Source organism: Pseudoalteromonas sp. NSLLW218 (assembly GCF_015864775.1).
Lineage (GTDB): Bacteria > Pseudomonadota > Gammaproteobacteria > Enterobacterales > Alteromonadaceae > Pseudoalteromonas.
Genome location: NZ_JADYWO010000004.1, coordinates 313,596 through 339,460 on the forward strand (window position 1 = coordinate 313,596; position 25,865 = coordinate 339,460).

The window sequence follows — 25,865 nt, forward strand, 5'->3', positions numbered from 1 at the left end:
ATATTATGCTTAGCGCTATTAAAAATGGGTTTCAGCCTTTGGGTATTAATACTAAGCAATACGGCGATACGCGCTGGTGGATTGGCATGTTACTGGTTATTGTACTTGCGGGTATTGCTATTGCGTTGAGTAAATTACCAATAATGCAAACTGCGCAATTTAGCTCACTTACTATTGGTATTGTGGTTGGTATTATTGTGGGCAACAGTGTGTTTTCGCGTATAGCTACGCGTACCGATGTAGGTGTTGATTACGCTAAAAGTATTTTACTCAAAGCGGGTATTATTTTATTTGGTTTTAGAATTACCTTTGCACAGGTGGCTGGCGTTGGTTGGAGTGGGTTACTAACCGATATTGTTATGCTCAGCGGTACGTTTATATTAGCAATTCAACTTGGCAAACGTGTATTTAAGCTTGATGAGCAAACAGTAATATTAATTGGCGCAGGTAGCTCTATTTGTGGCGCAGCAGCTGTAATGGCAACCGAGCCTGTAATAAAAGCTCAGGCACATAAAGTATCGGTAGCGGTGGCAACGGTGGTGGTGTTTGGCACGCTAAGCATGTTTGCCTACCCAATTATGTTTGATTACATGGGGCTGAGTGAGCATGCGTACGGTATTTTTGTTGGCTCAACCATTCATGAAGTAGCACAAGTGGTTGCAGCGGGTACAGCTGTAAGCGCCAATGCAGCCGACACCGCCGTTATAGAAAAAATGCTACGCGTAATGATGCTTGCGCCATTTTTAGTGGGTTTATCGTTTTGGCAAAGTAAAAAGCATGCAAAAACAAACAATAACGTGCATGGCGGCGAGCAAAAAACGGGTATTACCATCCCTTGGTTTGCAGTGTTATTTATTGTGGCAAGTGGTGTGCATTCACTCTCTATTATTCCTCAAGTGGTTACAAGCGCTATTGTATGCTTTGATAATATATTACTCACTATTGCTATGGTGGCTTTGGGTTTACGCACACATGTTGGGGCAATTCGCCAAGCCGGTATTAAACCGCTGCTACTGGCGCTGTGTTTATTTTTGTTTTTAACATTGGGTGGTTACGCTATTAATATATGCATTGCTGAGCTGTTTTAAACGTTATTTGGTAAAAGTTGATTGGCGGCTTAAATTGGCCAATCAACTTCGTTTAAAGTATCCAGCTGTGTGCTGGTATTTTCATTGCCTTGCCATTTATTAGTGTAAACAGCGTGCGGATCAAACTGCGCGGTTTGTTTTTCAATATTAAAGTGCCTACCACCACGCGGGTCGACCCCTACACCCGCTATATATTGCCAATTACCCCAATTAGCGGCTACATCGTAATCAATCAATTGTTGTTCAAAATAAGCCGCGCCATAGCGCCAATCAAGGCCAAGCTCGTTAACTAAGCAGCTTGCGGCAATTTGCCTTGATCTATTTGATATATAACCGGTCGTATTAAGCTCATTCATAATGGCATTGACTAATGGATAGGGTGTTGAGCCATTACACCAAGCAGCAAAGCGGTTTGGTATAAACGTAGTAAGGGGTTTTGTTTGCTTTTGACCTTTAAAACTAAATAGGCTGTTGCCTGCTTTGAGTGCATGCCATTTAAAATACTCTCGCCATAGCAATTCAAATTTAATCCAGTAGGTAGACTCGTTTGTTATTTGGTTATGTTCGTACTGTTCAACAGCTTTATAAACTTGCCTCGCACTTACACAACCAAAGGCAAGCCAGGTACTAAATTTTGTGGTGTTATTAAAGCCATCAAGTTCGTTTCGAGTTGTTTTATAGGTACTTGGTAGCAAGCCTGAAAAGTATTGCGTTAAATGAGCTTGCGCACTTTTAAATCCGCCGGGCATTATCGCGTTGTTGTCATCAGTATATTCACTAAGCTCAATTGGTTTGGCCGCACATAATGTTATAGGTTGAGGGAGTAAACCTTTAGGCAGAGTTGAGGTTGTTATAGGTATGTTTACCGCCTCTACTTTTTTTCTAAATGGGGTAAAGCTTTTAGGCAGCTCGTTTAAATCAAAAGGGAGATCACTTTGTTGAAATAGAGTGTCTTGTTGAGTTGTTTTAAATATGACATGTGGGCAATGTGCTTTTAGTCGCGCAAGTTGGCGCTGCTCATAGGTTCCAACATGTTCACTGCACACTACTTCGTCAATATGTTGCTCAGCTATACGCTGCTTTAAAACACTAACAGGTTCACCCTCAAGTACGTGCAGTGTTTGCCCGCGTTCAATAAGCGCTTGTTGCAGCTCAAATAAGCTTTGCATTAAAAACTGTTGTTTGTGCACGCCATATGGCTTTTGTTGGTAGTTATTATTTTTAAACCAGTGTGGGTTTATTACAAATACAATATCGAGCGCACATTGCTCAGTAGCAAGTTCGCTTAAAATAGGGTTGTCGTCTATTCGTAAATCGTTTTGTAGCCAATATAAAATACGTTTGCTCATAGGTTTGCTCAGGTTTTTGTAATCATTAAGTTTACGAAGCAAAAGCGGGTAGGGATTAGTTAGCTGCAAGTTTTAGTAATGAAGCAGGTGAGCAAGTATTACTTACTCACCTGCTTAAGTTTTATTTAACGGTTTTGGTTTTGTTAGTTAGGTTAGTAGATACATAAGCAATTAAATACACAAATACGCTAAGCGGTAAACTACAAATAAACAAAGCGACTTTGTACTTTTTAGCAATAGATGGTTTAGGCAGTATTACCGCAAAAAGTATATTCATTGCTAGCCAAAAAATGGTAACTAACGGTGAAAGCGTTGTTTTAGCGCTTGATAAATCACATATGCCAAATGAAAAACTGGCAATAGATGCGTTACCTATTTCTATACATTGCGCGTTGCCAATTAGGCTGATGGTAACTAATGTTGTAATTAATAATAGTGTTAGCGGCAGTAAATGTTTCATATTTTTTCCTTAGTTATTTAATTTTATGGGTCGCTCTAAAGCGCCTAAACAAATTAAAACGTTTGGCAAAAAATAACGATAACAAAGCCGTTAACTAGGTATTATAAAGTTATAACCACGATATCACCTCGGTTATAACTTTAATAAATCAATATTATTCAATGGGTTGTGTTTTTACTTCAGCTATAAGCTGATAACCTCGCTTCATTACAGATTTTATATATGTGGGGTTTTTTGTGTCGTTATCGTTAAGGGCTACACGTAGTTTGCTAATAACTCGCCTTACTGCGGTGTCGGTTACAATTTGATTCTCCCATACATTATTGTGTAACTCTTCAAGGCTAACTATTCTTGGTTGTTGTTCTATTAAATAGCTAAGTACCTGCATGCATTTGGGCTCTAATGTGTAGAGGTTATCTTCTTTAATTAAAGACTGCTGCATGCTGTCAAAAGTGTACTCACCAATTATTAGTTGATTAATACTCGGTTTTTCAATAACAGCTTTTGCGTCATCAGGGTTAGGCTGAGCTGTTTTGGCTGAAGAAGTAGTTGCATATTTTTGATAAACCCGAAATACCACCATTCCAGTTAAATTCATTAATAGTACTAACGGGCTCAGTGGGAACGCACATAGGAAAAGTAAATATTTAAATCCCACGTGTATATTTGGCTTATTAAGCATTTGCCCAAATAACACATTTAAAAGCATCCATATAATAAAATAAGGCGTAAGGGAAATTGAATCAGTTTGCTCCCCACAAACGCCATATTTTACTCCCTCTATGTAGTTTGATGCATCTAAACAAAACGCATTAACTTGGCTGCTAAATAAAATGAGTGATATAAAAATAAGTAGGTGTTTCATTAAAAGTCCGTTTAGAAAAAGGCGGCAAATAATACCGCCCTCATTAATTTTAAATAGCCGATTTTTGTTTTGCTATCCAATCGTTTATAACGTCTTCAAGTACAGCCATAGGGAGCGAACCTTGGCCAATAACGGTGTCGTGAAAGCTGCGTATGTCAAATTGTGGGCCTAGCTCTTTTTCGGCTTTTGCACGCAGTTCGCGTATTTTTATTTCGCCCATTTTGTAAGAGAGCGCTTGGCCTGGCCATGAAATATAACGATCTATTTGATCCTCGACCGCGCTTTGTGGCAAAGCAGTGTGATCTGCCAAGTAGTCAATTGCCTTTTGGCGGCTCCAGCCAAATGCATGAATACCGGTATCAACAACGAGTCTCACGGCACGCCACATTTCGTAACCTAAACGACCAAAGTCGCTGTATGGGTCTTGATAAAAGCCGGCTTCTTTACCTAAACGTTCGGTGTAAAGTGCCCAGCCTTCGCCAAATGCTGAGTGGCTAAGTGTGCGTCTAAATTCGGGTACATCTAACTCCATTGCAATAGCGTTTTGTAAATGGTGCCCTGGTATTGCCTCGTGCAGGCTTAGCGCTTCTAAATTATACAAAGGTTGCAATTTAGGTGTTGAGGCTAAAAAGTAAGTGCCAGGGGAGCGGTTATCAGCAGGTGGCATATAAAACGCGCCGCGACTCGCTGAGCCTTTTATAGTAAAGGTATTACGTGGTAAATGATTAAAATAGGTTGGTAACTTGCCATACATTTTTTGCGTAATAAAGGCTGTTTTTTCAAGCAAGTCTTGCGCGTCTGTTGCGTAAAATTGCTCGTCGGTTGCTAAAAATTCTAAAAAATCGCTGTAAGAGCCATCAAAGCCTACTTTATCAATGATGTTTTGCATTTGTGTTTTTATACGTGCCACTTCTTTTAAGCCAAGCTCGTGTATTTGCTTTGGTGTGGCATTGGTTGTGGTGTAGTAATTAACTGCATATTTGTAATACTCAAGCCCGCCTTTAACGCTTGAAATACCCGGCTCTGCTCTACAGTTAGGCATGTAATCGTTTTCAAAAAAGTCGTAAAAGTGTTGATAAGCCGGAACTACTTTTGAGCTAATTAAGGCTTTTGCTTTGTTTTGGTATGTTGCCTTTTGCTCTGCTGTAAATGTATTTGGTATGCGTGTAAAGGGCTCGTACAAGGCGCTGTTTTCAGGTTGCTTAACAATATGAGCGTTAATACTCTGGCTGTAATTTTCAAATGTTTTGCAGTAGTGCGTGTAACCCTTTTCAATACCTTCTTTCATCAAGTTAATGTTTTCTTGATTAAAGCGAGGGTAGTCGGCAAGGCTTACTAAAAATGCGTTGTAATCATCAGGCGTTAAAAACGCCATATTAGCCGGTGCTTCGGCAAAGTAAGTATGCCAGCCACTTAAAAAGTTAACTTGAAAATACTTATCTTGAAAAAGGTAGCTTTGCTGCTCTGTTTCTCGCTCATATTTAAATAAACGATAGTTCATTAGCTGCTCGCTATTGAGCGTTTTAGGGTCAATACTAGCTAAGTTTTTTAACACACTGTTGTTGTAAGCTTGGCGCTTAGCAATGGCTTGCTCGGTCCAATGTGGCAATGTACCACTGGGTTTCCAGCCGTCTGGATCGGTACGAAAGAATATTTTTTCGGCTTTTGCATTTTGCCAATGGTTATCAATAATCGTTTTTAAATCAGTGTTACTGTCGGCTAGGCTTGGTAGTGGTGCAACAGCTAAACAAATAGCTAAAATACTTTTTTTAAACATAGTCATCCGTTATTGGCGAGTTAATTGTTATTTGTCGCGCTTTTTTGTTTTTAATTTGTACTTAATATAGTACCAAGTTAACTTTATTAATGCGCTTAATTTTATAATCTGTATCAATTGGTTTTACTTTTTGATTGAACAAATTTCACCGCTGAAGTGAGTGGGGCACTAGTTTATTGTTTTACCAGCGTTTAGAATGATTAAAACTAATTATAATAAAGGTCGTCATGTTTAATAAAGTAATAGCGCTGATTGATGAAGCGAATAACCAAGACCCAAATACTGAGCAGCACAATGGCGAAAATTTCCCAAAAGAAAGTTTATACGCCTTACGCATGAGCGAAATGCTAACTCGTTTTAAACCAGATGCCGATGAGCTAATGCAAATTGCAGTGCGTGCACAGCATATTCAGCGTTGGAAGTCGCCACGTAGCGATTTTGAAATGAATAAGCAGGGCTATCATCAGTGGCGCAGTGCTCTTTATATATTTCATGCAAGTAGTGTTGTTACGCTTATGCAGCAAGCTGGTTACGGTGAGGCTGAGCAAAACCGTGTTTACGATGCGGTTGCTAAAAAAGATATTAAACGTAACCCAGACAGCCAATTAGTAGAAGATGTAGCAAGCCTTGTATTTATTGAGCATTACATGCTTGGGTTTGCAAATGCAAAGCCAGATTATAATGAAGAAAAGTGGATTGGTATTATTCGCCGTACATGGCAAAAAATGTCTGATGAAGCACATGAGTTTGTACTTACAGGTAATATTACTCTACCGGCGCCGCTTGTTGGGCTTATTCACAAAGCACTTGAATAAATAATAAAAATATAAAATAAAAAGGAATTTTAAATGTATTGTCCTCGTAGCGATACGCCACTTGAACCTTTACTTGTTGGCGGGATCACTGTTTACACCTCAGCGCAAGGTGGCGTGTTTTTTGATAACAGCCAAATATTTAAATTTAGCTCTCCAGAGCTAAAGCATAGCCAAGTATTGCTAAAACATTTGAGTAATTATAGTGAGACTGAATACGATGTATCGCTACGAGTTAATTGCCCAAAGTGCAAAAACATTGTGATGATGCGCAGGTATTTTTCGCCAGTAGAGGCCGTCGAAATAGACGAATGCCCAGGTTGTGCAGGAATATGGCTTGATAGTGGCGAGCTGGCAAAAATACACGAAAACCATTTAACACCCCGAGAGCGTAAGCTGTTAGCCCACGAAATGGCAACCAATCATGGTTTTATAACTATTAAGCCGCCAAAATCAAAGTATTATCCTAAAGCGCCTACAAATTTTCAAGGCACCACAGTTGAACGGCTAGTGCAATTGGCATTACTTAATTTTGAGTAATAAAAAACGGCGTACTAATAAGTACGCCGTTTTTTGTAATAAACTAATTTTTTAAAATTTATTTATTACGGTTTTCTTTAGCAAATGCACGTATTTTACGCTTTTGCGACAGTGTTACTTTATTAACACGACCAGCAAATGGGTTTTCACCTTCTCTAAATTCAATTTTGATTGGGGTGCCCATAATTTTAAGCGCTTTACGGTAGTAGTTCATCAGGTAGCGTTTATAACTATCTGGTAAATCATGAACTTGGTTACCGTGAATTACAATACGTGGTGGGTTATAACCACCGGCATGCGCATATTTAAGCTTAACACGGCGACCACGAACAAGTGGCGGTTGGTGATCGGCTTGAGCCATGTCCATAATTCGGCGCAGCATTGCTGTACTTATACGTTTAGTTGCCGACTCGTAAGCTTCGTCAACAGATTCGAATAAATGACCAACACCTGTACCGTGTAATGCAGATATAAAGTGTAGGCGTGCAAAGTCTATAAAACCTAAACGGCGATCGAGTTCTGTTTTAATACGGTCTTTAACGTAGTCGTCTAGGCCATCCCATTTGTTCACGGCGATAACCAATGAACGACCAGAGTTAAGCGCAAAACCAAGTAAGCTTAAATCTTGATCAGAAATACCATCACGCGCATCAACAACAAGTAAAACCACGTTACAATCTTCGATTGCTTGTAGTGTTTTAATTACTGAGAACTTTTCAACTACGTCACTGACTTTTTTACGTTTACGAACACCTGCGGTGTCAATTAACACATACTCTTTGTCGTTACGCGTCATTGGAATGTAAATAGAATCGCGTGTTGTACCTGGCATATCATATACAATTACACGATCTTCACCCAATATGCGGTTTGTAAGTGTTGACTTACCAACGTTAGGGCGACCAATAATAGCAAGCTTTACAGGTTTATCTGCAAATGCTTGATGATCGGTATCATCTCCTTCGCCTTCTTCGTAAAGGTCGATTAGTTCTTCGTCATCACCTGTTACTTCTTCATCTTGCGCGGCTAGTTCAGCAATAAGCGGCTGAAGTGTTTGCTCAAGTAATAATGTAATACCACGGCCATGTGCAGCTGCAATGTGATGTATTTCACCTAATGATAATTGGTAAAATTCAGCACAATTTGAATCTGCGTCAATACCATCGGTTTTGTTGGCAACAACAAAACACTTTTTCTCTTGTTTGCGCAAGTGATTAGCAATGGCTTGGTCAGCTACGGTCATACCTACACGAGCATCTACTAAAAACAGAACAATGTCGGCTTCTTCAATGGCTAGCAGAGATTGATCTGCCATTTCGATTTCGATGCCTTCTTCTGAGCCATCAATACCGCCCGTGTCTACCACGATAAATTCATAGCCATCGTAACTAGCTTGGCCATATTTTCTATCTCGTGTTAAACCTGGAAAATCGGCTACGAGTGCATCACGAGTACGTGTTAAACGGTTAAATAATGTGGACTTGCCCACATTGGGTCGCCCAACTAGAGCGATCACGGGAAGCATAAACTACCTCTTTAAAAAACAACAAAAGGCTTCGCAGTGCGAAGCCTTACAAAAAACCTTTAAGTGTTAGCTAGTTAGTTAGGTATTTTTACCATACTAACTTCACCATCACGGGTGTATAAAATTAGCTTATCGTCGGCAACAACTGGCTCAACAAAAAAGCCCGAGCTGTCAAAGTCTTCACGAGATACTAGCTCGCCAGTTTCTTTATTTAGCCAATGTAGGTTACCTTCTTGGTCTCCTAAAGCTAAGTGGCTACCTGCAACTGCAGGGCCTGTTAGGTACCAACCACGTAGAGCGGGTTGGCTCCAACGTTCAATACCTGAATTTTTATCTAATGCGTAAATAACACCATCGCTATCTACTAAATAAATTGTTTGTGCATCCATCGCAATTTCGCGGTAGCTGCTGTACTCACGTTTCCATACAACATTGCCAGAGCGAATATCTACAGCAGCTAAGTTGCCGTTGTAAGCTATAGCGTAAGCGTATGGACCGCTGATAAGTGGTTGAGTGTCTACGTCAACTAGGCGTTCAAATTCTGATGCGCCTTTAGCAACCGCAATTTCTGCACTCCATGCTGAGTAACCACTGTCTGAAATTAATACACTTAGCTTGCCTGTTTCAAGGCCTACTAATACACCACCGTTAGCAACGGTTGGCGAGCTTTGTCCGCGTAATGTTAGTGGTGGAACTTCTTGTTCAAAGCTCCAACGCTCTTCGCCTGTATCTGGGTGAAGGGCTAACAATTTACCAGAGCCTAAATTTACAAATACTAAGCCATCGCCTGCTGTTGGTTTAGACAGTGATTCGCCTGGTACGTTTTTACGCCAAACTTCTTCACCCGTTTCGCGATCTAGGGCAATAATAAAGCCGTGTTCAGAACCAATATAAATTTTACCATAGGCTTGCAAAATACCACCTGATAATTTTGCATTACCGTTATCAGCCCAAGGCCAAAACGATAAATCTTGGCGTACATCGGTTTCCCATTTTGTATCGCCATTATCAAGCGAAAGCGCTTCTACTTGGCCTTCGCGGCTAGCAACATACACAGTATCTTTGTAAACTGCTGGTGTTAAACGAGAAAAATAATGCTCTACGCCATCACCTACAGATTCTTGCCAAACAACGTCAGTTTCAAATTGGTTTACAATTTCAGGAAGTACGAGTTCATCTTCATCATCACTTGATGAACAACCCATTAATGTTGCCATACATAGGGCAAGGGCTGCTGTTGTAAATTTTTTCATGCCTAAAACCTTATGCCGCTGGGCTAGTTACTGCTAGGTCATCTAACTTAATTTGTAATAGTGGGTTACTTGTTAATCCACCCGCATCTATTGCTGCTTGGTATGCAGTACGTGCTTGATCTTTATTACCTTGCTCAGTGTAAATGTCGCCTTTAAGCTCGGCAACGTTTGCATTGAACGCTTCAGGTAATGGTGCATTTAATGTCGTTAATGCATCGTCATATTTAGTTTGCGCAATTTGAACACGTGCTAAACGTGTAATCGCAATTGCTTTTAATTCTGTATTTGGCGTATTAGACACAACCCAGCTTAGCTTTTCGCTTGCTACGTCTAATTTTTTCGCTTCTACTGCGTCTTTTGCAGCAACGAATGCTGCAAGTGTTGCATAGTTTGTGTCTTTATTTTCGCTAATAAACGCATCAGCTGAAGATAATACATCGTCACTTTCAACAAGCGCTGTATATGAATCTGATGCTTTTTCAGCGGTAGTAATTTGGTTTTGGTTATATGCTTTCCAGCCATATAAGCCACCTAGGCCAACAAGTATACCTAGCGCAAGTGAAATGCCGTTTTCACGGAAAAAGCGTTTAATGGCTTCTGCTTGTTGTTCTTCTGTTGAATAAATATCCATTCTTACCTCTAATGTTCGCTTAGCCGTTAATAAGCTCAGCTAATAGCGCTTTAGCTTGTTCTAATTCTAATGTGACTTGTTCTTTACGCTCGCGTAAATACTTGATGGTCACAACGCCTTTTTCTAATTCATCTTCACCAATAATCACTGCAACAAGTGCATCGCTTTTATCAGCACGTTTTAATTGTTTTTTAAAGTTGCCGCCGCCCGCATGTACCATAACGCGTAAACCCGGTACGTCTTTACGTAGTTGCGCTGCAATTGCAGGAGCTTGAATGCTTGCTTTGTCGCCCATAGCTGCTAAATATACATCAGCATTACGACGAATGTCACCTACACACTCAAGTGCTTGTAGCAATAACACTAAGCGTTCTAGACCCATTGCAAAACCAACTGCTGGCGTTGCTTTACCACCAAGTTGTTCAACTAAGCCGTCGTAACGTCCGCCAGCACATACCGTGCCTTGTGCGCCTAAGCTGTCGGTTACCCATTCAAATACAGTGCGGTTGTAGTAGTCTAAACCACGTACTAACTTTTCATTAACCGTATATGAGACGCCAGCAGCGTCTAAACGTTCACATAAATTTTCAAAATGTTCTTTTGATTCAGCATCTAAGTTTTCAGACAATTTAGGTGCATCAGTTAAAATTGCTTGTACGTCTGGGTTTTTGCTATCAAGTACGCGTAATGGGTTTGAATACATACGACGTTTTGAGTCTTCATCAAGCACATCAATGTGTTGCTCAAGGTAGGCTACTAACGCATCACGGTAATCTGCACGCGCTTCGTTAGATCCTAAAGAATTTAGCTCCAAACGAACGTGTTCAGTAATACCAAAAGCTTCCCATAGTTGCGCTGTTAATAAAATAACTTCTGCGTCTATATCTGCTGTAGCAATACCAAATGTTTCTAAACCAAATTGGTGAAACTGACGGTAACGACCTTTTTGTGGACGCTCGTGACGAAACATTGGACCCATGTACCAAAGCCGTTGTTCTTGATTATATAGTAAGCCATTTTGGTTGCCAGCACGTACGCATACTGCGGTGCCTTCAGGGCGAAGTGTTAATAAGTCGCCATTGCGATCGGCAAAGGTGTACATTTCTTTTTCTACTATATCGGTAACTTCACCAATAGAGCGTTTAAATAAGTCGGTTGATTCTACAATAGGAAAACGAATTTCTTGATAACCGAACGATGCTACTGTCTCGCGTAAAATGTTTTCTACTTTCTGCCAAACTTGTGTATCGCCCGGCAGACAATCGTTCATACCGCGAACTGCCTGAATTTGTTTTGCCACTGATAAATCCTAAATGCTGTTTTTTTTTGTGTAATGAAAAATGCTTACACAACAAGAATGCTAAAAATTGACCCGCTATTATAGCGTTCTGATTATAAAGGTAAACGCCAAACACCGCTGTTTGGCGCTTTATGCGGTATTTATTCGACTATTTTTATGTCAATCGGTGTTTGGCTCTGCTTTTTCTCTATAAAGTCGCGTACATAACCCTCGAGTTGTTCAACAATATTGTTGTTATCGATACGCGCTTTTTGGCGTTCGCCATTAATATATAAGCCAGAACGACGATTTGCACCGGCAAGTCCTATATCACTAACCAGTGCTTCACCTGGGCCATTAACAACACAGCCAATTACCGAAACCGATACCGGTTCAATAATATCCTCTAAACGCTCTTCAAGTTGGTTCATGGTGCTTACTACATCAAACTCTTGACGTGAGCAGCTAGGGCAAGCAATAAAGTTAATACCGCGAGCCCGAATGCGTAGCGATTTTAAAATATCAAAGCCGACTTTAATTTCTTGAACAGGATCGGCAGCAAGCGACACTCGCAGTGTATCGCCAATACCTTCGGCAAGTAGCATACCTAAACCTACTGCTGATTTAACAGAACCTGAGCGCATGCCGCCCGCTTCGGTAATACCTAAGTGCAGTGGTTGGTCTATTTCTTTAGCTAGTAAGCGATACGCACCTACCGCTAAAAATACGTCTGATGCTTTTACCGATATTTTAAATTGGTCAAAATCAAGGCGGCGCAATATATCTACATGGCGCATAGCTGATTCTAATAAGGCTTCTGGTGTTGGTTCGCCGTATTTTTCTTGCAAGTCGCGCTCTAGGGAACCGCCATTTACACCAATACGAATAGGAATGTTATGCTCGCGTGCAGAATCGACCACGGCTCTTATACGCTCTTCGCTACCTATATTACCTGGGTTTATACGCAGGCAATCAACGCCGTATTTTGCCACTTTTAAGGCTATACGGTAATCAAAGTGAATATCGGCTACTAGCGGAATAGTCACTTGTTCTTTAATACTTTTAAACGCTTCTGCAGCGTCCATAGTCGGTACTGATACACGGACAATGTCGGCACCGGCATCTTGTATTGCCTGTATTTGTGCAACAGTTGCATCAACATCCATGGTGTCGGTGTTGGTCATTGATTGCACAGCAATAGGGGCGCCGTCACCAATAGGGACGTTACCTACATTGATTCGGGTGGATTTTCTGCGTTTAATTGGAGATTCTGAAAACATAGCGACTACTCTGCTAGTGGTAATGTAAATTTGGCTAAACGGTTTTTAGGAAATGCAGAAACATCTACAGGTTCGCCGTTTAAAGTAATGTCTACAGCGTCATGCTTACCAAGCACAACTGAAAAAGGAGGCGTTCCGCTTACGGTCATAATGTAGCCTGCTTTTTTAACGCCGAATGCTATTTTTTCGCCTTCGCCGTCGTAAATTTCAACCCAGCTTTCGCCGTTAAAGTTCATAACAATTGTACTGCTAGCATCTTCTTGGCTTGCGTTGTTAGAGGCAATAGGGGCCGTTTCTGTAACTGCTTCTGGGCTTGTTGATGTTTCACTAGAGGTACTTTGTGATTCTAATAATGATTCATCGTCAATTTCGGCTTGTTGCTGTTGCTCTGAAATACTGGGTTGAGCGGCTTGGCGCTCGCTCATTTTTGAGTTGGCAACGTTTATGTTACTCGTTTGCTCTTCAATGGGGGTGGCGTTTTGCCAAAACCATAAAGCAGATGAGCCAATAACAATCGCTAAAATTAAATAGCTGAAAAACATTAAACGGCTGTCATTAGCTTCTTTTTCTGTTCGACGCGAAAAGCTCTGCATATTAGCGGGCTTTGTTGGCTCCGGTGGTGCTGGCATCATCGCTAATATAGGTGTGCTATCTACTTTTAATTCTCGGCAGTAGTTTTTTATATAGCCTTTAACAAAAGTTATTGGGCCTAGTAATGTAAATTCATCATTCTCAAGGCGTTTAATTTGCAGCTCAGACAACTTTAACGGTGCAGCGATAGTCGCTATGCTAACGTTTGCTTGTTCTCTGTGATTTTTTAATATTTGGCCTACAGTTGGCTGTTCGCTCTGTGTTTGCGTATTTTCTTCATTCATAATGTGTATGAGTCTGGATCCACTAGTAAAAGTTTGTGTCCTGGTTTTAGTGCTATATCAGGACTTAATTTATTCCATCGCATTAATTCATCAATTAATACATGCCGCTGGGTAGCTATATCGTAAAGGGAATCACCAGCTTTAATTTCGTAATAAATATTTGGATCGTTTAGGTATATTTTACTTCCATTCATTACCCGATCCGACTCTTTTAGACCATTCCATTGGAGGAGTTTTTGTAGTTTAACATTGTATCGCACCGAAATGCTAAATAGGTTTTCGCCAACAGCAATTACGTGAAATGGCACGCGTAAAGGCGATACTTTAGGGTTAAGCATTGGAAGCTCTGTTTTTTGTACTGCCTCGTAACTTTTAAATTCAATATCGGCATCATTTTGATAGCTGCTATTTTCAAATACAGTTGTATTTTTAGTCGCTTCGTAGAATACCACGTCACTACTATTTTTTTGTGCAGTAACTGCGGGGGCTGAATTACGATAGTTACTAGTTTGCTGCGAATTAAACTGGCCTGTTTTAGGTGCACCAAACGAAATTATTGTAACTTCGTCGTCAGCTTTAGTTGGTTGCTTTGCTGATATAGCTTCTTTTTGAGGTTCGTAAGCAGGCTTTGGCTTTTCAGAAACTGCTCCTATTGAATCAGCAGAGTCGTGTTCAGTAGTAAGTGCAAGCATAACAGCCGATGTATCGGTAGGTTTACTTGGCACAACGGCTTTAGAAGTCACTACTTTAGGAACTTCCACTTTTTGAGCTGTTGCTTGTTTTGCTATTACGGCTGTTTTGTCGACTTGCTTAGTGGCCGCATTTTGGGCTGCCTCAACTTGCTCTTCTCTTGCTATAACCGGGTTTACATCTTGGTTATTTACTGTTGCGAGTTTTTTATCTGTTTTTTGCTCATTGTTTGTTACTAAGCTTGTTGAACCGTCTTGTGATGAACGTTTTTTTCTAATTACTTTTATTTTTGGCTTCGAACTAACGTGTGCGCCGCTTTCATCATTTTTTAGTTCTTTTAACTGCGCTTTACGGTATTTTTCTCGCAGTATTTCAAACTCATTAAAACGTGTTCTTTTTTCTTTTAGTGCATAGGCTTCGTCACTTGTAGAATAAGTTTGTAAAATAGTGCTGGAGATTTTTTCAGCCTCTTCTATTCTGCCCATTCTGTTTTTTACAAGGTAGCTAAGCATTAATGCACGAGAAGATACTCGTCCCGTACTGTCGTAGCGTTTTAAAAGTTCACTGGCTTTGTATAAGTCACTTTTTGCGTAATACAGTGCAGCTAAGCTAATTAACGTAGATGTACGTTGAGAACTGTGATTAAGTGCTTGTTGAAAATAGCTTTCTGCATTTTCAAAATCATCAAATTCAATGGCACATAAGGCTAAATTTTCGTAGCTTTCGGCAACGCGAATATAGCTTGGTACTTCAATGGCTTTTAAAAATTGATCCGTAGCACGATCGTATTCATCGATACCACATAAAAACACACCGTAGTTATTAAGGGTATTAGGATCGTCAGGCTTTATTTCAAGTGCTTTTTGGTAGGCTTTATCAGCTAGCGGGTTTTCGCCTACTTGTTGATAGTAATAAGCAAGAGAGTAATGTACTTCAGGTAGGTCAGGAGCAAATGCTGCTGCACGTTCTAAATTGTATTTGGCTTGTGAGTTGTTACCCGTTTTTAAATACTGTAGGGCTAAAGCAATTCGTGTTCGTGCTGCGCCAGTATTGTTAATTTTATTTTCGACGACGGGTTTATTACTGCCGTTATAACTACTTTCGCTAACACAGCCACTTAAGGCAAGTGTGGATAGTGTTATAGCAAGTATAGATCGCATTACCTTATCTCTTTATTTTTAGTCCATGGCGCCTATCTTACCTAAAACCTTTAGTCTTGCATCATTTATTTAAAAATAAACAACTTAACCACCCTACGTGACTAATTCCTGTAGGGTGGCTACAGATTATGCTTGGTGGATATTAACGCTAATCGCGTTATCGTCACGCATTTTCTTTTTAGCTAAACGTTTAGTACGGTCAACTACGTCACCTACTAACTGTCCGCAGGCTGCGTCAATGTCGTCCCCGCGAGTACGACGAACAATACAGGTAACGCCCGCTGCTTGTAATACTTTTGAAAAGCGGTCAATGCGACTATTACTTGAACGCGTATATTCATTCCCCGGAAACGGGTTAAACGGAATAAGGTTGACCTTACAAGGTGTGCCTTTTAACGTTTGCACTAGTGCATGAGCCTGATCGGTGCTGTCGTTAATGCCATTAAGCATAACGTATTCAACTGTGACGTCTTTATTGGCTTTCGAACCATCGATGTAACGACGACACGAGGCTAAAAACTCTTCAATAGGGTACTTTTTATTAACCGGTACTAAAATGTCACGCAGTGCGTTGTCTGGTGCGTGAAGTGAAATAGCAAGTGCTACGTCAATTTTCTCTTTTAATAAATCAAGAGCAGGCACAACCCCTGAAGTACTTAATGTTACGCGGCGCTTAGATAAACCAAAGCCCCAGTCGTCCATCATTAGTTCCATTGCTGGCACTACGTTTTTAAGATTAAGTAAAGGCTCGCCCATACCCATCATTACAACGTTAGTTACAGGGCGCTTTTCGCTATGACCATCAAGGCCTATATCTTTAGCTACACGCCAAACTTGACCAATAATTTCAGATACTTTTAAGTTACGGTTAAAGCCTTGTTGAGCAGTAGAACAAAAAGTACACTCAAGAGCACAACCCACTTGTGATGATACACATAAAGTAGCGCGCTCTTTTTCAGGGATCCATACAGCTTCTACTTCTTGGCCGCCTTCCAAAATAAGTGCGTACTTAATAGTACCGTCGCTTGCTTGTTGGCGAACTGTAATTTCTGGCGCTACAATTTCGCACTCGGCTTTAAGCTTTTCTTTAAGTTTTTTGTTTACGTTACTCATTTCGTCGAAGTTATCTACGCCAAAATGATAAATCCATTTCATCACCTGGTCACTACGAAACGGCTTTTCACCGAACGATGCAAATAACTCGCGCATTGCGTCTCGGTTTAAATCTAATAAGTTAATCTTTTTTTGCTCGGTCATGAAACAACCTCAATCGGTGACGGTGGAGATAAAAATTTACGAGGACGAATTGTACACAATTCACTCACTTTAATCATTAAGTAAAACATCATGAGTTTACTAATTAATACTTTACGTAATGACTAAAAAAGGGCCCGAAAGCCCTTTTCATTTTGTTAACGAATTCGAATTAACGAGTACGTGAACAAAGCTCTTCATCAGCGAAGAAGTACGCGATTTCGCGAGCAGCAGATTCAACAGCGTCAGAACCGTGAACAGCATTTTCGTCGATGCTATCAGCGTAGTCTGCACGTAAAGTACCAGCTAGTGCTTCAGCAGGGTTAGTAGCACCCATGATTTCACGGTTTTTAAGAACAGCGTTTTCGCCTTCAAGAACTGTAACCATTACTGGACCAGATGTCATGAAAGATACTAAAGCACCGAAGAAAGGACGTTCGCTATGTTCTGCGTAGAAACCTTCAGCTTTCTCTTGTGAAAGGTGAACCATTTTAGCTGCAACGATTTTAAGGCCAGCAGACTCGAAACGGTTGTAGATAGCGCCAATGTGGTTTTTAGCTACTGCATCAGGTTTTACGATTGAAAAAGTACGTTCTAAAGCCATCTTTATGCTCCAATAATTTTAAGTAAAAGTGTGAATATTAACGGGCGCGAATTATACGCGTTTTAAGTGAAAAATCCTAATTTTATTAAAAACCAGTTTGATTGCAGTTTTGTGATCTCGATCAAAAGCAAATTGCTAATCGAACTTATACTGCCGCGCTTATAAATTAATTAATCATACAACTGGCTTAAACCCAGTTCGATGTATGGAGCGCACATGTTACCAACTACCTCTTCAACGCCTTTTATTCCTGAATTACTATGCCCCGCAGGCAGTTTAAAAAACATGCGCTACGCTTTTGCTTATGGCGCAGATGCGGTTTATGCAGGGCAGCCTCGCTATAGTTTGCGTGTGCGCAATAACGAGTTTGACCTAGATACTCTGCAAGTAGGAATTAGTGAAGCGCATGCGCAAAATAAAAAGTTTTATGTGGTGTCTAATATTGCACCGCACAACGCTAAAGTTAAATCGTATTTACGTGATATAGAACCGGTTATTGCGATGAAACCCGATGCGCTAATTATGTCAGATCCTGGTTTAATTATGCTTGTTCGTGAAAAATGGCCAACGATGCCTATTCACTTGTCGGTACAGGCAAATGCGGTAAATTACGCGAGTGTGCAATTTTGGGCAAAGCAGGGAATTGAGCGCGTTATTTTGTCACGGGAGCTGTCGCTCGAAGAAATAACTGAAATTCGTGCTTTGTGCCCTAATACTGAGCTTGAAGTATTTGTACATGGTGCGCTTTGTATGGCGTATTCGGGGCGTTGTTTACTCTCTGGTTATATAAATAAGCGCGACCCAAACCAAGGTACATGCACTAATGCATGTCGTTGGGATTACGATGTAAAACCTGGTGTTGAGAACGAAACCGGCGAAATGGTACATAAAATTGATCCCAAACAGGTTATTCCTACACTGGGCGAAGGTGCGCCGAGTAACGATGTATTTATGTTAGAGGAACAAGGTCGCCCTGGAGAGTATATGCCTGCATTCGAGGATGAGCACGGCACGTATATTATGAACTCAAAAGATTTACGCGCTGTGCAATACGTAGAGCAGTTAACAAAAATGGGTGTACATAGTTTAAAAATAGAAGGGCGTACTAAGTCATTTTATTATGTAGCGCGCACAGCACAAGTTTATCGTAAAGCAATAGACGACGCGGCTTCGGGTAAACCATTTAATACTAACTTATTTAAAACACTCGAAAATCTAGCACATCGGGGCTATACCGAAGGCTTTTTAAAACGCCATGCCCATCAAGATTATCAAAACTATGAGTACGGTCATTCTGTATCAACTAAACAGCAATTTGTGGGAGAAGTACTTGGGCGCGACGAAAATGGCTTAGTTGAAATTGACGTTAAAAATAAATTTTGTACAGGCCACTCCTTAGAGCTTATGACACCACAAGGTAACATTACTTTTAAGCTTGAATATATGGAAAACAAAAAGGGTGAAATTATTAGCGATGCTAAAGGTTCTGGTCACATTGTAAAAATCGCACTAGATGAGGGGATTAACTTAGATCACGCCATTTTAATGCGTAACCTTGATGAGCACCAAGATACGCGTAATCCATTTAAACAACCTAGGGCGTGTTGATCTTTGTGGATTGAAATTTGTTCAATCTAGGGACGATTTAATCGCGGCACGAGGTTTGTAACCTAGTGGGCTAAGTAAAAACCGAGCAACAAAGAGTTAATCGTCCCTAGAAAGAACCCAAAGGGCAGCGCATGTTTGGTATTTATGCTGCGTTATCGCCTATTCATGGGGAATAACCACACTACATAGGCTCTGCCTTGCCTAAAAACCAAACATACTGCTGCAAATTCACCCACGAAAGGTCAACACGCCCTAGTTAGCCTCTTCAGTAACTGCTCAAAGCTATTTTATTACCTTATATAATTTATAGAGTGGAGCTGAGCAGTTATGCCTATGACGCGCTTTACGAAAATTGCCTACCTGCATTTATGTAAATGCCATTCATGAAACCTATATTGCCAGTAATGCTTATTTATAAAATTTAAAAAGTAAATATACTAACCTGACAAATTTAACACGTGTTGTTAAAGCGCTCAGCACAGTTACTCTATTGTTGTTTTTAAAGGAATCATTTTAGTATGTGGATAATTTTTGCATTACTCGCAACTGTTTTTTTTGGTGCTCGAGGGATAATGTACCAATGGACGTCGCAAAAAAAGATTAACCGTAATCTATTATTATTCGGTGTTTTTTTTGTAGGGTTCATAATCAGCGCGTTAGGTACTGTAATATTTGAACATACATGGTACGGCTGGGCAGATATTACGGTTGGGCTTGCTTTAGGCTTTGGATCTTTTGCGGCTAATGGATTTTTGCATAAAGGATTTTCAGTCGGAAAGGCGTCTTTAATTAGTATTCTATCGGGGCTAACGCCTTTATTTGTCCTTTTGTTTGCCTTTTTATTATGGCAAGAAACCTTAACCGTTATTCAATTAATCGGCTTTTTTATCATTTTTGGCGGTCTTTATATTATTCGCTACTCCAGCGATATCTCATTGAGTAATCTACAAGGTGCGCAATGGGGATTATTGGCTGCTCTGTCCTTTGCATTTAATGATTTAATGGGTAAGCAATCAACACTCCTTGAGGCAGATACATTCGCCACTTTAACGTCGATGTTCGGGTTTGGTAGCTTTCTCTTTGCTATTAGTTGGTTAGTAAAGCGCAAAAAAATGTTAGCAGAGCAAGGCGTTTCTCAAGGGCACTGGTCTGCTGGTAAAACGTTCTCGTGCGGGTTGCTTATTGGTTTAACGAATGTAGCAGGCATGGTTGCAATAATATCGGCCTTTGCAATTGGTAACACGGGGCTAGTGTCGGCAATTTCGGGGATGAATATTTTAATTATTTTATTGTACTCACGCATCATCCTAAAAGAGTCTTTTACACGCCAAGAAGTGATAGGATTAACAACGGCATTTTTAGGTGTAATTGTACTAAGGCTTAGTTTTTAAAAGACGAATGAGCTTAATCACTTTGCTGTAAAAAGCATACACTGCTACATATTAGTAAAGTGTTGCAGTGTATGCTCTATCAGTAAACGCACTCGATAAGGGATTTGTTTTCTGTCGCGATAAAGCATAGAAAATGGCTGCCCTTTGCTTTGCCAATCAGGAAGAATGCGTTTAAGCTTTCCGGCTTTAATAAGTGGTAATGCTATATAATCAGGGATGTAGCTAATACCCACACCAGACTCAACTGCTTGTTTCATCATTTGAATTTCATCAACTTCCAATCGAACATGTGTGTTTGGGTTGAAGCTATATTCCTCGTTCGTGTGCTGATTTTTTAATTGCCACGGTACCAACCCAACGCACGTAACTTTTGGGTGATCTTCTAATTGCTTAGGATGAGTGATGGATTGATAATCATGATTTAAGTGAGTACATAATATATTGTGAGTAAGCTTAAGCTCCCTAATAACCCAATTATCAATAGCAGGATTTCTTACTCTAAACGCTATATCAATCCCTTCTTTTTCAATATCAATAAGGTTATTTGAAAAGCGTAAATCTAGTTGAATATCGGGATATTGCAGTAAAAAATCACAAAAAATAGCACTTAAAAAGTGTTTACCCATGTAAATGGGTGCAGAGATCCTAATTTTCCCTTTAGGTTGCTCTTTCTCATCACAAAGTGCTTGCTCTATACACTCTACTTCATCGAACAGTTTACGATAGCGATCGTAATATAACTCGCCAGTATGCGTAAGTGTAACTCGATGGGCATCTCGATTTAGTAGTGTTAATTGCAGAGCTTGCTCTAATAAACGTATTCTACGGCTCAAAGTTGATAGTGACATATCAAGGCTTATTGATGCTTTTTTAAAGCTACCTAGTTTTACTATGGTGCAAAAGTAACGTAAATCATCGAGAGAATAACTAGCTGCCATCAGAACTACTTTATTGTTTAGGATGTAGATAATATTAACAGCGACGCTTTAAAATTTCATTAGAGAAGCCAGAAGTTTTTATTGATAAAGATCAACAAAGAAAAAGTCAATAAAATGCATAATTTAACGCTGTTAATCATATAATTTAAAATAAAGCTGTAAATGCTCTATTTTTCTTCAGTTCTTGTTTTATATGAATTTTAATTAACGAGGCTAAAAAATGGCTCTACTCATAAATAACAAATGCATTAACTGCGATAGTTATAAGGTTTTCAATTAAAGTCTTTAAAAACAGTCTGTTACTTTGTTGTGCTATGGCTTGTGCTACGACTTTACGTAACTCGTTAACACTAAGCTAGTATCTTAAAAACAGTCTTAAAAGGCAAATTGTATTAACTGAATAGTTGAAAACTTTAGACTTATAGAGTCTTTGAATCTTATATTTATGTTTTGTAGGTTAAAGAATTAATTTGGAAAAGAGAATTGAGAGTTAATAAAAGCAAAACTTAGATTTTTCTTTTTTATGACACAACTATAAAGTGCCTTTTAGGGAACATTAAGCCGTATTTTAGGCCTTAAAGTGACTTATAGGTCACTTTAACTACCGTCGGTTATACCCAAAAGTTAAGTATTGTTTTTACTTAATCTACTTTTTTAGCTTGTTTAACAAGCCTAATTAAAATTATGCTCAGCACAGTAGCCGGTAATAACCATATAAAATCGCTCATTTCTAACCCTCAATATTTGGAATAATACTCCAACCTTAATGTTTTTGGTGTGTTTTGCAAATTTACGTCGTTTATTTTATAGCTTTCAATTTTTTCCCTCACTTATGCCTAGTTAATTTTAGGACAATTAACTAGGAAAAACCATGAAAGACCAAAAATCACCGTTTATTCGCCAATATGTACGCGCTAGCAAATCACCGTGGGATGACAGTTCAACAATTTTGCTACTAACTGATGTTGTTGATAAGCAAGAACTTGAACTGAGCTTCACCAATTACATTTATTTACACAGAGATAGCGTGGGGAGTGTGCTGGGTATTAGTATTTCTCAACAGTTACTAGCTGCTAATCCTGAGTTCTCAGAGCGGTATTTGGAGGGTATTGAAATGTATGCCTTTTTACTCGTACATACTGAAGACATAACAAACTTCTGCAGTTTATTTACTGCAGAATTTGAGCAACTATTTATGCTAAGACCCAATGAGTATTTTGCAGCTGCAGAGTGCCATTGGTTAGGTATATTAGAAAATACCTAAAAACCTTTAGCGAACCACGTGGTTCGCTTTTTTATTTCCCTGCAACGCTACTAGTTATATGTATAGAGCCAAAAATAAGTTACACACTGCATGTTCATTACTCCAAAAAATTGCACCGAGCCTGGCGCTAAACAGGCTTACCTACCTGAAGAGCCTCTGTGGTGATTCACTGCATTTAAATGAATATTCATACTCTGTATGACGTATAGGGTTATGTAGGGAGAAAACAATATAGCGATTGTTTTGGCGGCAGGGCCCGAATGCGTGGTCTTAGTTACCTAATGTAGACAGGTTAAAAATAAAAAGGAGTGAATAATATTCACTCCTTTTTTACATTCAAATTTTATCGTTTTGATATTCTATGCGAAATATCAACAATGCCTCTTAGTTGTGCATACCTAATTAAAATAGGTCATATACATAAGAGATATTATGAAAAATAAACCAATAAAATGGCAGTTCGGGGTGATAGTTCGAACACTCTCAGATGTGTGCTCCATAAGCGGCTACACATTTGCGTTATCGGGTTGGCTTCATTACAAAAAGGTCTGTGATATACCATTAATTACAGATATGGCAGCTAACTCGTATGTACTATTGATTTTAGCGTGTTACGCAAGCCATTTGACATTGGATATTATTGCGCAGTGGTCTAATCGCCATTAACTTCTAGAGCATCATTTTGATGCTCTTTTTTATGAATAAAATAACGCTGTAATTTCATCGCAAAATTTTGTGCGATACACAATCGCAGATTGTAATAACGCAGCATCTTTGTGAGTCATGAATGGTTGTTGGGTTCTCTTATTTATGCGCTCTGGGAGCTCTGTCAGTAACTGGGTGTGTAATCTTTTTATATCTTCAAATATTTGCGTAGATTGTGAAAATATAAATACCTGTTGGTAGTGGCCTGCTTTAAGTGAGGCGAGGTATTTGAGCAGTATAGTCTGACGTGTCGATTTACTTTTAAATGAGTTTTAATTTCGATAGCAACGACGGTTCTATCTGGTAATACGGCCACACCGTCTACAATTCGCGCACTGCTTTGATTATAAAGTCGTTTAAATTCTGGCTCAGATAAAAATCCTGTCCATAGCGGCCTGTAAACGCCGTCTGAGGTATGGTTATGTAATCCGCGAAGGGCAACAAATGTATTCATCAGGTCGTGCATTATGTGGTTGTGGTTAACCTGCAGTGCGGGGTTTGATTTTGAGCGAAAGTAAGTATCAATACTGGTTTGTTCTTGTGCGTATTTAGCTCCTGAGTAAGTTGGAATATAAACCCGCCCATCGGGACTTCTATGTGTAGGGGCCATCGTTAACAGCTTTTCATCAACCAACTTATTTAAGTGGTTCAGCGCTTGAGGTTGACTAATATTGCAGAGCCAGCGAATAATCACGGGCGCAGTAACTGAAAACCTGACCGCAATAAGGACTGTTAGAGCAGTACGCTTCATACCTTTTTGATAGTTGTTAGCACCTGGGTTATAACGCATGTTAATGTCAAAATAGCGGGCGTATTGGTGAGTATAGTCGTTATCGTTTTGCATTCGTGTTCACTAAATCAGGAGTCATAATTTATATAACTCCCGAGTATGCGAAATTGACTGCTTATTTAGCGCGAATCATCAAAAATCGTCCCTCGTTATATACATCACCAAACGCGATACTCATAAGCTTTTCACTACTGGCGCCGTTACGTGATTTAGACTGCGCTATATCAACCACAGTCACTGCATTAGTACTCAGTTTTAAATCTTTTGCTGCAATGAGCACGTTATCAACAGCACGCGCAATTTCAGTATGGCCACGGTAGTTTTTGCCTGTTTTATCTGTGTGGTGCAGTATCAAAATCGCCTTACCTTCGTTTCGCAATGCGTCAATGCATTTGTTGTAGTAGTTCCAGTCGTTTTGATTGAGCTCCTCTGCGGATGTATACAGTGCGGATAGGTTATCGAAAATCACTACATCGGCCCATTCAATATCACTGGCGAGTGCATCAAAACCGTCAGGCGTTGCAAGGTTGGGTATTCCCCCTTTAAAGCTTTTTTTATGGATTACTCTAAAAAATTGGTCACCAGGTCCAGCACCTATCGCGTTAAAAATATTGCCAAAACGTGCTTGTATCTGATGCAAGCCTAATTCAGCATCAATATACAAAACTTTTTTAGCTTCGCACGGCTCATTACCAAAGCTAGTAATGCCAGCAGCGACACACGCAGCGATATACTGAGAAATATAGGTTTTTCCAGAGCCAGCTCCGGCAGCAAGCAGCGTAGCCTCTCCGGCTGTTAATATCGAAGGCACAATAATGCATGGTTGAGGAATATCGGCCTGAACAATACTAAGCACGCTATCGGCTTTTCTTAATTGATGTAATGGATTAGGTGTGTTTGTTGATTCACTGTTTTGTGAAAATTGTTGGGTATGTTTTTGGTCACTCATATTTATAAATTCCTATAGGATTGCGATATTTCGGAATTTCTAAATAGGATGTCGAAGAACGAGCTAATTGCGTTTTATGTAAAATTATCCAATTTATTTTTTATTTTTAATAAGCGTGTTTTTTAAACGTAGAAAATTTGTGTGAATTAAACCTATAAAGTAAGGCCTCCTCTTTAAGAGGAGGTCTTACTTTATAGGTTATTCTTTATTTCAATTAGGCAAAAATATTACGGTATTCATTGCAAGACGTTGTACGTTTGCTCTTTTAATGAAACGAGGGATGAAACCATTGAGAAAAACCGCCTTCAGCGGATGGCTTCTCAACTTCGTTGTTCAACCTTAGGGTCTAAAACGCCCGCCAGCTCTGGTGTTGCTCCGCAACGAGCCGCCTCAACGCGCTATCGCGCTAGCGTTTTAGACCCCGCGCGAATGCACCTCGCTACGCTCTGTACTAACCGCCATACTGCCGCGCCTGACAATGCAATGGGTGCCCCATAATTTGCATTTTTCATCTGCTGTAATTTTCTACGAAAATAGATGGTTCGATATCAATTTTTGCAAAATTTTAATCGAATTTCGCTGATGCGAAACACTATCGCGGTTAGTACAGACCAGCTGTACATTCGCGCTGTCTCCATGTGTCCTAAGCTTCGCTTATGCCACATTACGCGCTTGTTGGCCTCATTCTGAGACGCCTTTTTTTTTGCAGTTTTTCGTGCCGAAAAATGCGTTTTTAATAACGTCTTTCAGACAAAACCGCCTTCAAATTAAACTTATT

General features: G+C 39.8%; 23 protein-coding genes. 7 read left to right on the forward strand and 16 right to left on the reverse strand.

Annotated features, from left to right (window positions below; translation table 11 throughout):
- The first annotated feature begins 5 nt into the window (after positions 1 to 5).
- Positions 6 to 1,088: a YeiH family protein gene (locus I6E80_RS08220; protein WP_197185313.1), complete on the forward strand. Its 1,083-nt coding sequence runs from the start codon at positions 6 to 8 to the stop codon at positions 1,086 to 1,088.
- Between the two features lie 29 nt (positions 1,089 to 1,117).
- Here I6E80_RS08220 and I6E80_RS08225 read toward each other — a convergent pair whose 3' ends face one another.
- The 4 genes from I6E80_RS08225 to I6E80_RS08240 all read right to left on the reverse strand — a co-directional run bounded on the left by I6E80_RS08225 (position 1,118) and on the right by I6E80_RS08240 (position 5,539).
- Positions 1,118 to 2,437, reverse strand: coding sequence for a DASH family cryptochrome (locus I6E80_RS08225; protein WP_197185314.1), 1,320 nt, complete (start codon positions 2,435 to 2,437; stop codon positions 1,118 to 1,120).
- 121 nt (positions 2,438 to 2,558) lie between these two features.
- On the reverse strand, positions 2,559 to 2,897 hold the full coding sequence (locus I6E80_RS08230; protein ID WP_197185315.1) for a transcriptional regulator: 339 nt from the start codon (positions 2,895 to 2,897) through the stop codon (positions 2,559 to 2,561).
- A 154-nt stretch (positions 2,898 to 3,051) separates the two neighbouring features.
- Positions 3,052 to 3,762 carry a winged helix-turn-helix domain-containing protein gene (locus I6E80_RS08235; RefSeq protein WP_197185316.1) on the reverse strand — a complete coding sequence of 237 codons (711 nt, stop codon included), beginning with the start codon at positions 3,760 to 3,762 and terminating at the stop codon, positions 3,052 to 3,054.
- A gap of 49 nt (positions 3,763 to 3,811) precedes the next feature.
- Entirely contained in the window at positions 3,812 to 5,539 is a 1,728-nt protein-coding gene (locus I6E80_RS08240; RefSeq protein ID WP_197185317.1) for a DUF885 family protein, read from the reverse strand.
- A gap of 227 nt (positions 5,540 to 5,766) precedes the next feature.
- On the opposite strand from I6E80_RS08240, the gene I6E80_RS08245 reads away from it, so the two are divergent.
- Positions 5,767 to 6,354 (forward strand): DUF4202 domain-containing protein, encoded by a 588-nt coding sequence (locus I6E80_RS08245; RefSeq protein ID WP_197185318.1) that lies wholly within the window; start codon positions 5,767 to 5,769, stop codon positions 6,352 to 6,354.
- 33 nt (positions 6,355 to 6,387) lie between these two features.
- The gene (locus I6E80_RS08250; protein ID WP_182780627.1) at positions 6,388 to 6,891 is read left to right on the forward strand and encodes a zf-TFIIB domain-containing protein; all 504 of its coding nucleotides are present in this window, start codon (positions 6,388 to 6,390) and stop codon (positions 6,889 to 6,891) included.
- Between the two features lie 58 nt (positions 6,892 to 6,949).
- On the opposite strand, the gene der is transcribed toward I6E80_RS08250, so the two are convergent.
- From der to ndk, 9 genes are all read right to left on the reverse strand, one after another.
- A complete protein-coding gene (gene der, locus I6E80_RS08255; RefSeq protein ID WP_076924987.1) occupies positions 6,950 to 8,416 on the reverse strand; it encodes a ribosome biogenesis GTPase Der in 1,467 nt (488 codons plus the stop codon).
- Between the two features lie 74 nt (positions 8,417 to 8,490).
- Positions 8,491 to 9,669 carry an outer membrane protein assembly factor BamB gene (gene bamB, locus I6E80_RS08260; RefSeq protein WP_170071596.1) on the reverse strand — a complete coding sequence of 393 codons (1,179 nt, stop codon included), beginning with the start codon at positions 9,667 to 9,669 and terminating at the stop codon, positions 8,491 to 8,493.
- 10 nt (positions 9,670 to 9,679) lie between these two features.
- Positions 9,680 to 10,300, reverse strand: coding sequence for a tetratricopeptide repeat protein (locus I6E80_RS08265; protein WP_007583431.1), 621 nt, complete (start codon positions 10,298 to 10,300; stop codon positions 9,680 to 9,682).
- A 19-nt stretch (positions 10,301 to 10,319) separates the two neighbouring features.
- Positions 10,320 to 11,600, reverse strand: coding sequence for a histidine--tRNA ligase (gene hisS, locus I6E80_RS08270; RefSeq protein ID WP_170071597.1), 1,281 nt, complete (start codon positions 11,598 to 11,600; stop codon positions 10,320 to 10,322).
- A gap of 140 nt (positions 11,601 to 11,740) precedes the next feature.
- A complete protein-coding gene (gene ispG / locus I6E80_RS08275) occupies positions 11,741 to 12,859 on the reverse strand; it encodes a flavodoxin-dependent (E)-4-hydroxy-3-methylbut-2-enyl-diphosphate synthase (protein WP_024604283.1) in 1,119 nt (372 codons plus the stop codon).
- A gap of 5 nt (positions 12,860 to 12,864) precedes the next feature.
- Entirely contained in the window at positions 12,865 to 13,734 is an 870-nt protein-coding gene (locus tag I6E80_RS08280; RefSeq protein ID WP_076924990.1) for a RodZ domain-containing protein, read from the reverse strand.
- Positions 13,731 to 15,584, reverse strand: a complete 1,854-nt coding sequence (gene pilW / locus I6E80_RS08285) for a type IV pilus biogenesis/stability protein PilW (protein WP_197185319.1) — start codon at positions 15,582 to 15,584, stop codon at positions 13,731 to 13,733. Before pilW ends, I6E80_RS08280 begins: the two co-directional genes overlap by 4 nt.
- A gap of 126 nt (positions 15,585 to 15,710) precedes the next feature.
- Positions 15,711 to 16,841 (reverse strand): bifunctional tRNA (adenosine(37)-C2)-methyltransferase TrmG/ribosomal RNA large subunit methyltransferase RlmN, encoded by a 1,131-nt coding sequence (locus tag I6E80_RS08290; protein WP_024597874.1) that lies wholly within the window; start codon positions 16,839 to 16,841, stop codon positions 15,711 to 15,713.
- Positions 16,842 to 17,010: 169 nt separating this feature from the next.
- The gene (gene ndk / locus I6E80_RS08295; protein ID WP_007377442.1) at positions 17,011 to 17,442 is read right to left on the reverse strand and encodes a nucleoside-diphosphate kinase; all 432 of its coding nucleotides are present in this window, start codon (positions 17,440 to 17,442) and stop codon (positions 17,011 to 17,013) included.
- A 216-nt stretch (positions 17,443 to 17,658) separates the two neighbouring features.
- Here ndk and yegQ point away from each other — a divergent pair, with 216 nt between their 5' ends.
- Positions 17,659 to 19,050, forward strand: a complete 1,392-nt coding sequence (gene yegQ, locus I6E80_RS08300) for a tRNA 5-hydroxyuridine modification protein YegQ (protein WP_197185320.1) — start codon at positions 17,659 to 17,661, stop codon at positions 19,048 to 19,050.
- A gap of 518 nt (positions 19,051 to 19,568) precedes the next feature.
- Positions 19,569 to 20,441, forward strand: a complete 873-nt coding sequence (locus I6E80_RS08305; RefSeq protein WP_170071601.1) for a DMT family transporter — start codon at positions 19,569 to 19,571, stop codon at positions 20,439 to 20,441.
- A 44-nt stretch (positions 20,442 to 20,485) separates the two neighbouring features.
- Here I6E80_RS08305 and I6E80_RS08310 read toward each other — a convergent pair whose 3' ends face one another.
- Positions 20,486 to 21,379, reverse strand: coding sequence for a LysR family transcriptional regulator (locus I6E80_RS08310; protein ID WP_197185321.1), 894 nt, complete (start codon positions 21,377 to 21,379; stop codon positions 20,486 to 20,488).
- A gap of 871 nt (positions 21,380 to 22,250) precedes the next feature.
- Here I6E80_RS08310 and I6E80_RS08315 point away from each other — a divergent pair.
- Positions 22,251 to 22,643: a hypothetical protein gene (locus I6E80_RS08315; RefSeq protein ID WP_197185322.1), complete on the forward strand. Its 393-nt coding sequence runs from the start codon at positions 22,251 to 22,253 to the stop codon at positions 22,641 to 22,643.
- 432 nt (positions 22,644 to 23,075) lie between these two features.
- Positions 23,076 to 23,309 (forward strand): hypothetical protein, encoded by a 234-nt coding sequence (locus tag I6E80_RS08320; protein ID WP_138529418.1) that lies wholly within the window; start codon positions 23,076 to 23,078, stop codon positions 23,307 to 23,309.
- 187 nt (positions 23,310 to 23,496) lie between these two features.
- On the opposite strand, the gene I6E80_RS08325 is transcribed toward I6E80_RS08320, so the two are convergent.
- Together I6E80_RS08325 and I6E80_RS08330 are read right to left on the reverse strand one after the other, a co-directional pair.
- Positions 23,497 to 24,192, reverse strand: a complete 696-nt coding sequence (locus I6E80_RS08325) for a hypothetical protein (RefSeq protein ID WP_231616749.1) — start codon at positions 24,190 to 24,192, stop codon at positions 23,497 to 23,499.
- A 61-nt stretch (positions 24,193 to 24,253) separates the two neighbouring features.
- Entirely contained in the window at positions 24,254 to 25,087 is an 834-nt protein-coding gene (locus tag I6E80_RS08330; RefSeq protein WP_197185323.1) for an AAA family ATPase, read from the reverse strand.
- Between the last annotated feature and the right edge of the window lie 778 nt (positions 25,088 to 25,865).

Bases quoted from the DNA above. Each gene is read 5' to 3' on its own strand.
- I6E80_RS08220 (WP_197185313.1), top strand. From the start codon at position 6: ATGCTTAGCGCTATTAAAAATGGGTTTCAGCCTTTGGGTATTAATACT.
- I6E80_RS08225 (WP_197185314.1), bottom strand. From the start codon at position 2,437: ATGAGCAAACGTATTTTATATTGGCTACAAAACGATTTACGAATAGAC.
- I6E80_RS08230 (WP_197185315.1), bottom strand. From the start codon at position 2,897: ATGAAACATTTACTGCCGCTAACACTATTATTAATTACAACATTAGTT.
- I6E80_RS08235 (WP_197185316.1), bottom strand. From the start codon at position 3,762: ATGAAACACCTACTTATTTTTATATCACTCATTTTATTTAGCAGCCAA.
- I6E80_RS08240 (WP_197185317.1), bottom strand. From the start codon at position 5,539: ATGTTTAAAAAAAGTATTTTAGCTATTTGTTTAGCTGTTGCACCACTA.
- I6E80_RS08245 (WP_197185318.1), top strand. From the start codon at position 5,767: ATGTTTAATAAAGTAATAGCGCTGATTGATGAAGCGAATAACCAAGAC.
- I6E80_RS08250 (WP_182780627.1), top strand. From the start codon at position 6,388: ATGTATTGTCCTCGTAGCGATACGCCACTTGAACCTTTACTTGTTGGC.
- der (WP_076924987.1), bottom strand. From the start codon at position 8,416: ATGCTTCCCGTGATCGCTCTAGTTGGGCGACCCAATGTGGGCAAGTCC.
- bamB (WP_170071596.1), bottom strand. From the start codon at position 9,669: ATGAAAAAATTTACAACAGCAGCCCTTGCCCTATGTATGGCAACATTA.
- I6E80_RS08265 (WP_007583431.1), bottom strand. From the start codon at position 10,300: ATGGATATTTATTCAACAGAAGAACAACAAGCAGAAGCCATTAAACGC.
- ispG (WP_024604283.1), bottom strand. From the start codon at position 12,859: ATGTTTTCAGAATCTCCAATTAAACGCAGAAAATCCACCCGAATCAAT.
- I6E80_RS08280 (WP_076924990.1), bottom strand. From the start codon at position 13,734: ATGAATGAAGAAAATACGCAAACACAGAGCGAACAGCCAACTGTAGGC.
- pilW (WP_197185319.1), bottom strand. From the start codon at position 15,584: ATGCGATCTATACTTGCTATAACACTATCCACACTTGCCTTAAGTGGC.
- I6E80_RS08290 (WP_024597874.1), bottom strand. From the start codon at position 16,841: ATGACCGAGCAAAAAAAGATTAACTTATTAGATTTAAACCGAGACGCA.
- ndk (WP_007377442.1), bottom strand. From the start codon at position 17,442: ATGGCTTTAGAACGTACTTTTTCAATCGTAAAACCTGATGCAGTAGCT.
- yegQ (WP_197185320.1), top strand. From the start codon at position 17,659: ATGTTACCAACTACCTCTTCAACGCCTTTTATTCCTGAATTACTATGC.
- I6E80_RS08305 (WP_170071601.1), top strand. From the start codon at position 19,569: ATGTGGATAATTTTTGCATTACTCGCAACTGTTTTTTTTGGTGCTCGA.
- I6E80_RS08310 (WP_197185321.1), bottom strand. From the start codon at position 21,379: ATGGCAGCTAGTTATTCTCTCGATGATTTACGTTACTTTTGCACCATA.
- I6E80_RS08315 (WP_197185322.1), top strand. From the start codon at position 22,251: ATGAAAGACCAAAAATCACCGTTTATTCGCCAATATGTACGCGCTAGC.
- I6E80_RS08320 (WP_138529418.1), top strand. From the start codon at position 23,076: ATGAAAAATAAACCAATAAAATGGCAGTTCGGGGTGATAGTTCGAACA.
- I6E80_RS08325 (WP_231616749.1), bottom strand. From the start codon at position 24,192: ATGCAAAACGATAACGACTATACTCACCAATACGCCCGCTATTTTGAC.
- I6E80_RS08330 (WP_197185323.1), bottom strand. From the start codon at position 25,087: ATGAGTGACCAAAAACATACCCAACAATTTTCACAAAACAGTGAATCA.